Source organism: Psychrobacter faecalis (assembly GCF_016107575.1).
GTDB lineage: Bacteria > Pseudomonadota > Gammaproteobacteria > Pseudomonadales > Moraxellaceae > Psychrobacter > Psychrobacter faecalis.
In genome coordinates this window covers 1-1,280 of the sequence record NZ_JABAST010000082.1, presented here as the reverse complement: position 1 = coordinate 1,280, position 1,280 = coordinate 1, and the positions used below count along the sequence as shown (strand labels likewise).

The window sequence follows — 1,280 nt, the reverse complement described above, 5'->3', positions numbered from 1 at the left end:
GGACGGGTCTTGGAATAAGAGAATGGCTTTGCGAGTGCGGTGTCACTCATGACCGCGATATTAATGCGGCAAAAAATATTCTCGCGCTCGGGCCTGAGCGTCTAGTAGTAGGAATCCCCTCACTTTAGAGAGGGGAGGAAGTCAAATAGTAGAAAACCATGTCTTTGATGTCCAGCTTTAAAGGTATCGTCGGCGAGATCGTCATCAATGTAGCTATGTGGCTAAAACTTGATAAAGATATTTATCATCGCCTAAACAATATCACTCTGCCATTAGCAGATGGTGGTAGTACCCAAATTGACCATGTTATCGTCTCTAGGTATGGCATCTTTGTCATCGAAACCAAAAACTATAAAGGCTGGATTTTTGGTAATGAGAAGCAAAGACAGTGGACGCAAGTCATTATGGGTCGCAAGTATAAATTTCAAAATCCATTGCGGCAAAATTATTTGCATATAAAAACGCTGTCTGATTTATTAGAACTGGAGATGAGTTATTTCCATTCGATGATTGCCTTTATCGGCGAGTGTGAGCTTAAAACTCGCGATGAACTACCTGAGCATGTATTGACGAGCGGCATGGCATCTTATATTAAGAAAAAACAAGATAAAATGCTTACCGATGAAGAGGTTAAAGCCATCGTTGAGCAAATTGAAAGCAATCGATTTAGCAAGTCTTGGCGTACTAACAGAGCGCATAAAGCCTATTTAAAAGAAAAGCATAGTCCGTCAAATAAGCAACCTAGTGATAAACCAAATGTTCAGTCAGTTACTACATCAGCGAATCAACCTGCGTCTGAGTTAATAGTAAAACAACCTCTTAAAAGAACCACTCTTCAAAGCAGAGAGGTGCTGCGATGGTCTGGGCAAACGGAAGTTGAAGCGGTCGATGTACCGATTGTCTCTTCTAGCAATATGCTGCCTATCTCTCAACTAAATAATGATGATAATGTCTTTATTACCCCATTTGAGGTTTTGGAGTCAGAGCCGAAGATTGAGAAAGCTGCTACTAGGGAGGCTTCTATTATCGAGTCAGTTGAAGCGTCAATCGTTTCTGATAATACTCCCGCTTGTCCGAAGTGTAATGGTGAGATGGTCAAGCGCGTTGCAAAAAAAGGCCAGCAGCAAGGTCAGACCTTTTTTGGTTGCAGTCAATTTCCTAAGTGTCGCGGTGTGGTTAATATTAATTAGGTGATAGTTATACCAAACCCAACAATTAAAGTTGTGCCCAAGCACGAGCAGTTAACGACCGAATTCTTTGTGGCTGTTTAAGCAAATTAT

General features: G+C 41.3%; 2 protein-coding genes. Both read left to right on the top strand.

What is annotated here, in order from left to right; all coding sequences use genetic code 11:
- Window positions 1-128: zinc ribbon domain-containing protein (locus JFC07_RS13005; protein ID WP_198329222.1), on the top strand; the 128-nt coding region annotated here is incomplete at its 5' end.
- 30 nt (window positions 129-158) lie between these two features.
- The gene (locus JFC07_RS13000; RefSeq protein WP_198329221.1) at window positions 159-1,190 is read left to right on the top strand and encodes an NERD domain-containing protein; all 1,032 of its coding nucleotides are present in this window, start codon (window positions 159-161) and stop codon (window positions 1,188-1,190) included.
- The last annotated feature ends 90 nt before the right edge of the window (window positions 1,191-1,280 follow it).